The organism is Photorhabdus aegyptia (genome assembly GCF_000612035.1).
Classification (GTDB): Bacteria; Pseudomonadota; Gammaproteobacteria; order Enterobacterales; family Enterobacteriaceae; genus Photorhabdus; species Photorhabdus akhurstii.
Window position 1 is genome coordinate 1 of the sequence record NZ_JFGV01000109.1, and the last position, 5,351, is coordinate 5,351.

Annotated in this window: 8 protein-coding genes; all 8 read left to right on the forward strand. The window is 35.5% G+C overall.

The window, feature by feature from the left end:
* Positions 1-723 (forward strand): bacteriophage T4 gp5 trimerisation domain-containing protein (locus tag BA1DRAFT_RS20960; RefSeq protein WP_036783472.1); only part of this gene is annotated, 723 nt, incomplete at its 5' end.
* Positions 720-1,211 (forward strand): DUF4123 domain-containing protein, encoded by a 492-nt coding sequence (locus BA1DRAFT_RS20965; RefSeq protein WP_036783475.1) that lies wholly within the window; start codon positions 720-722, stop codon positions 1,209-1,211. The genes BA1DRAFT_RS20960 and BA1DRAFT_RS20965, both read left to right, overlap by 4 nt.
* A gap of 2 nt (positions 1,212-1,213) precedes the next feature.
* A complete protein-coding gene (locus tag BA1DRAFT_RS20970; protein WP_036783477.1) occupies positions 1,214-1,558 on the forward strand; it encodes a hypothetical protein in 345 nt (114 codons plus the stop codon).
* 1 nt (position 1,559) lies between these two features.
* The gene (locus BA1DRAFT_RS20975) at positions 1,560-2,192 is read left to right on the forward strand and encodes a restriction endonuclease fold toxin 5 domain-containing protein (protein WP_036783480.1); all 633 of its coding nucleotides are present in this window, start codon (positions 1,560-1,562) and stop codon (positions 2,190-2,192) included.
* 48 nt (positions 2,193-2,240) lie between these two features.
* Positions 2,241-2,975, forward strand: a complete 735-nt coding sequence (locus BA1DRAFT_RS20980; RefSeq protein ID WP_036783483.1) for an immunity 52 family protein — start codon at positions 2,241-2,243, stop codon at positions 2,973-2,975.
* 143 nt (positions 2,976-3,118) lie between these two features.
* A complete protein-coding gene (locus tag BA1DRAFT_RS20985; protein ID WP_036783485.1) occupies positions 3,119-3,853 on the forward strand; it encodes an immunity 52 family protein in 735 nt (244 codons plus the stop codon).
* 149 nt (positions 3,854-4,002) lie between these two features.
* Positions 4,003-4,737 carry an immunity 52 family protein gene (locus BA1DRAFT_RS20990; RefSeq protein WP_036783487.1) on the forward strand — a complete coding sequence of 245 codons (735 nt, stop codon included), beginning with the start codon at positions 4,003-4,005 and terminating at the stop codon, positions 4,735-4,737.
* Between the two features lie 126 nt (positions 4,738-4,863).
* The coding region (locus BA1DRAFT_RS20995) for a hypothetical protein (RefSeq protein ID WP_036783490.1) at positions 4,864-5,351 on the forward strand (488 nt) is incomplete at its 3' end.

Below are 5,351 nucleotides of genomic sequence, written 5' to 3' on the forward strand. Positions count from 1 at the left end.
GGTCAGGAAGTGATTATCTCCTATCTCAACGGCGATATTGACCGGCCTATTATTACCGGATGTACTTACAATGGCCTTAACCGCCCGCCACTGAATTTACCTGCGGAAAAGACGCGCACCACGTTCAGAACCAAGACGCATAAAGGTAACGGCTTTAACGAATTACGTTTTGAGGACGCAAACGGCAGTGAAGAAGTGTTTATTCATGCTCAACGGGATATGAATACGCAGGTTCTGAATGATGAAACCCATAATATTGGGCATAACCGGACACATCATATTAAACATGATGCCCATTTACGCATTGATAATGAGTACCGCGTACAGACGGGAAATGACATTTCCCTATCTACGGGGCAAAAACTCCATATCAAAGCAGATGACGCCCTGTTAACTCAAAGCGGTAATGAAATTCACCTAAGTTCCGGTGCTAAAGTCGTGATTGATGCCGGCAGTGAACTGACCCTACAGGCCGCCGGGCACTTCCTTAAAATCGATGCGGGCGGTATTACCAGCAGTGCGAGTATTAACTTTGGCAGTGGAGCGCCCGGCAGCGGCTCAGGTTGGGGTGGCAAGCTACCGGATAGGCTGGATAAACTGAAACAGACGAGTGTCATACAGGCAGAAAAAGCCCTGACGGTGCCGTTGAAAGAAATCTGTCTGACCTGTCTGCTGAAAGCAGAACAGAATGGCACAGCAATGGTTATCCGGGGGCAGTCATGACACCGGAATTACAGAAAAAATGGAGTGAATACAGAGAAATACATCCCGAAATGAAATGGTATGCCTTAGTCAGCGGCCTACAGTATGAACGTCATTTTGCTGAGGAGATTAAGTATATCGTTGGCACGAATAATCCCCTATTCCGGCAATACCCGGATGCCAAAATTGCATTCGCGGGGCCGTGGTTGTTTGATATGGCTTATGCGAAATCATGGGAAGAAAAGTTATCTGCGCTGGAAAAGGTTGCACCTTCGGTGTCCTGGCTACACACCACGCTATCTTTGGACAAACTAACCCGTCACCTTGAAAACTACCTGAATGTTGAGCAGGAAACGGGGGAAACGGCATTGCTGCGTTTTTACGATCCCCGCATCTTGCATCAAATCCGGGATATTTTCAGCCCAGAGCAATTGTCAGCATTCACTGACGGTATTCATGAGTGGGTGTATTCTTTTGATAATAATGATCATTTCGTAAAAGGGGCCTAACGATGATAAAACTCAGCAAGGAGCAGGTCGCTAAATTTATTGATGCGGAAGATGAGGCTTATGTGACCCAGATCCGACAACGTATTCTGGCTGAGCACAGTGGATTAGTCGAAAATGAAAGCGAACATAGCCTGCACGAACGATTAAAGAAGGCTTATCTGGACTTGGTTGAGATGGGGTTCAAGGATGAAGCATTGATCCGCTCTTACTTATATTTCGTTGCATTTAACCGTGATTTTCACGGCTCGCCAGCAATCCAAAATATGTTGAACGCCGGGGATAGCCCGGAACAACAATACCGTGATTATTTGCGGGTTATGGATAATTTATTGAAAAGGAGAAATTGACATGCCATTACCACTTCTTGCGCCAGCGGCTCCTGCTCTTTTAGCTGCGGCTGAATGGACACTGGCTGCTTGTGCAACAGGATTAGCCGCCGTTGGTGTGATGGAAAGCGCCAAAGATAAAGAAGGTGAACAAGACAAGGCAAAAGCGGATACACAAACAATTGCTTCGTCCCGTACCGAATGTGAGAAATGTCCGGCAATTGGCAACGTTACGATGGTTTGGGAAAAGACCACATCGTATTCAGAAATAACCATTGCCTACCAAACAAAAATTGCCGGGACGATATACAACCCTGAATTAAACCTAATTGAAACCTGGTTATGCATGGATACAAATTTTGATGGTTGGAAACCTGCACAATGCTTATTTCTTGAGGCCAAAGCTAAATATGATCAGTTTTTTAAGAATGGTGAACCAGATTGGATTTTTGGTGAGTTTAGAAAAACACCTACCAGCAAAACAGGGGCAGAAAGTACAATTTGGCAAGCAGAAAGACAAAATAGGGTATGCATAGGATTGAATAATATTCCAAAGTCTCATTGGCATTTTTTGCAGCCTATATCTTATGAATATTTTTCTGAAATGTTTGTTCCTTTTACTAACATTAAAACATTTCATACGCCAATGAGTTGATCAAAAGCCTATAACTATTGTTGAAAATTTCAAACAGGATTAATGATTATGAGTTTAATACATCCAAGAATAAAATTGTTTCATGACCTTAATGAGCCAATAACACCTGAATTGGCGTTAAGGGATGCATATCAGATAATGCAGAAAATAAATAATATTAGTAGTAACCCAAGTTATTGGCATTTACCAGGATATAGTTTAGGGGAAATAGAGGAAAATAATGTATTTACTGATACTGGTTTTACTGAATATGCTATAAACCAGCTTACAGAAAATTATGATAAAGATGCAAAATATCTTATAGCTACTTTATTTGACATCCCAGGTGACATTGAACTTAAAAATAGAATTTTTTATCAAAGCAGTGATGTAATTTACAATAATAGACTAGGGAAAACAAATATATCCATTGATCTTAACTTAGTGAAAGAAAAATTTAAGATTCAAACTATTATAGAGTTTGTTAAAGCTTTAGCATCTACTCGTAATTCTCCAATCGTTATGACTGAAACACAAGGATATAGATTGAAAAAAAAGCAAGTATTCCCAGACCGAATAAGTGCAGGTTGGATGCTCTATTTACCAATAGAAATAGACCCGATTTTAGTTCCAATGGCAGAAGAAATAATATCTATTTCTGATAAAAATGACAAAAAAGGCTCATTGATTATTACGACAAAAGATATTTTTGATATTGAAAACCAGGAGCATATCAATAAAGCCAATGATATTGAAATATGTTTACGGGATTTACAAATACTACCATTGATGACAGAGTTATAAATATGACAAACAGAGCCGTAATCCGATTAAACGACCTAACCGATCATGGTAGTCAAGTCCTTTCTTACGGCATTTTCTATGTTTCCTAACATTACGGTATTTAACACTAAACTTTAATCATTCTCACAAAAGGAGAATTAAAAATGTCAATGATTTTTTCAAGAATAAAATTATTTCATGACTCAAATGAGGCTTTAACTCCTGACAATGCATTACTTGATTTATATCAAATTACATGCAAGATAAATAAGTTAACAACTAGAAAAAGTGGTTGGTATTTGCCTGGTTATACTCAAGAAGAGAGATTAAAAAATAATGCATTTGATGAAAATGGACCTACTAAATATGCTATAGAAGATTTTAAAGAAACTTATGATGAAAACTCTGGATTTATTGTGAAATCATTATCTGATAGAGTAGATGAGAACAACAACAGTATTCTATATATGGGTGAAGATAAAATCCATGTTAATCCTGTTAGATTAGGTAAAACTAATATATCTATAAGCATCAATTTAGATAAAGATAAATTTAATTTTCAAGATATTATTGAGCTTTTAAAAAATTCAATATCGATTCGAAACTCTCCATTTATGTTAGTAGATACAAGAGGTTACTCGTTAAAACAAAAACAAGTTTTTCCAGATAGGGTTTATGCCGGTTGGACGCTCTACTTACCAATAGAAATAGACCCGATTTTAGTCCCAATGGCAGAAGAAATAATATCTATTTCTGATAAAAATGACAAAAAAGGTTCATTGATTATTACGACAAAAGATATCTTTGATATTGAAAACCAGGAGCATATCAATAAAGCCAATGATATTGAAATTTGCTTGCGGGATTTACAAATACTACCATTAATGACAGAGTTATAAATATGACAAACAGAACCGTAATCCGGTAAAACGACCTAATTTATGCGTATTTCTCTAGAGCATTTACTAAATTTAATAACATTAAAGTATTTAACACTGTGATTTGATAGTTGTTTGATTATATTAATTTTTCGTAAAAAGGTAAAGATATGACAACAATATACCCAAGAATAGAACTATTTCACGATCTAAACGAGAGCATAACACCTAAAGAGGCATTGAATGATTTATATCCGGTAGTGCAACAAGTAAATAAATTATCAAATAAGCAAAGTGGTTGGCATTTACCTGAGAATTCTTTAGAAGAGAGATTGTTGTACCGAGCATTTGATGAAAATGGACCTACTGAGTACGCATTAAAACATTTTGAAGCAACTTTTGATGAAAAGTCTAAACTTATTGTTAAATCTTTATCAGATGGAAATGATGAAGACAATAATAGTATTTTATATACAAGCGAAGATGAAATTTATAATAATCCTATTCGGTTAGGGAAAACCAATATATCAATTAACATTAGTCTTAAAAAAGAAGATGTTAGCTTTGAGAAATTCATAGTATTCATTAAAAATTTAATATCTAATTGTAAATCTCCATTTGTTTTAGTAGATATAAGAGGTTACTCGTTAAAACAAAAACAAGTTTTTCCAGATAGGGTTTATGCCGGTTGGATGCTCTACTTACCAATTAAAATAGATCCGACTTTAGTCCCAATGGCAGAAGAAATAATATCTATTTCTGATAAAAATGACAAAAAAGGCTCATTAATTATCACTACAAAAGATACCTTTGATATTGAAAACCAAGAACATATCAATAAAGCCAATGATATTGAAATCTGCTTGCGGGATCTACAAATATTACCATTGATGACAGAGTTATAAATATGATAAACAGAGCTGTAATCCGTTTAAACGACTTAACCTATTTAGAAAAATCATCTATTTATTCCAATATTAAAGTATTTCACACCCCCTTGTTAACCAAGTAATTTCTAATAGGAAAAATTAATGACTACTTTATCTTTAGATATAGAAATATATACAGATTGGAAAAATCCATTAACTCCAGATATTGCAGTTAATGATACCTATAAAATCGTAAAACAATTAGAAGATATCTTCTTTGGATACTCTAAAATATGGTACTTAGGCGGAAATAGCCGCGAAGAAGCATTAACTCGGATAGCGTTTGATGATAGAGGAATAACAGACGAATGTATAAGCGACTTTAAAGAAAATTATACAGAAGAAGATCCTACAGTTATATCAGGTGTCTGGGATGGAGGTGAGGATGGGCAAGCATGTTCAATTAGTTACTTTAATTATCATGTTGAAAGACAAGGCCAAACAAAAATAGAGATTAATATATCCATTAAAGAAAAAGAGTTTCACTTTCTTAAGTTGATTGATTTTATCAAGTTTCTGGTTTTTAGCCATAATTCACCTTATATTATGGTAGAAACTAATAATTATAGAATAAAAAGAAAACAGGTCTT

Bases quoted from the DNA above. Each gene is read 5' to 3' on its own strand.
- BA1DRAFT_RS20965 (WP_036783475.1), top strand. From the start codon at position 720: ATGACACCGGAATTACAGAAAAAATGGAGTGAATACAGAGAAATACAT.
- BA1DRAFT_RS20970 (WP_036783477.1), top strand. From the start codon at position 1,214: ATGATAAAACTCAGCAAGGAGCAGGTCGCTAAATTTATTGATGCGGAA.
- BA1DRAFT_RS20975 (WP_036783480.1), top strand. From the start codon at position 1,560: ATGCCATTACCACTTCTTGCGCCAGCGGCTCCTGCTCTTTTAGCTGCG.
- BA1DRAFT_RS20980 (WP_036783483.1), top strand. From the start codon at position 2,241: ATGAGTTTAATACATCCAAGAATAAAATTGTTTCATGACCTTAATGAG.
- BA1DRAFT_RS20985 (WP_036783485.1), top strand. From the start codon at position 3,119: ATGTCAATGATTTTTTCAAGAATAAAATTATTTCATGACTCAAATGAG.
- BA1DRAFT_RS20990 (WP_036783487.1), top strand. From the start codon at position 4,003: ATGACAACAATATACCCAAGAATAGAACTATTTCACGATCTAAACGAG.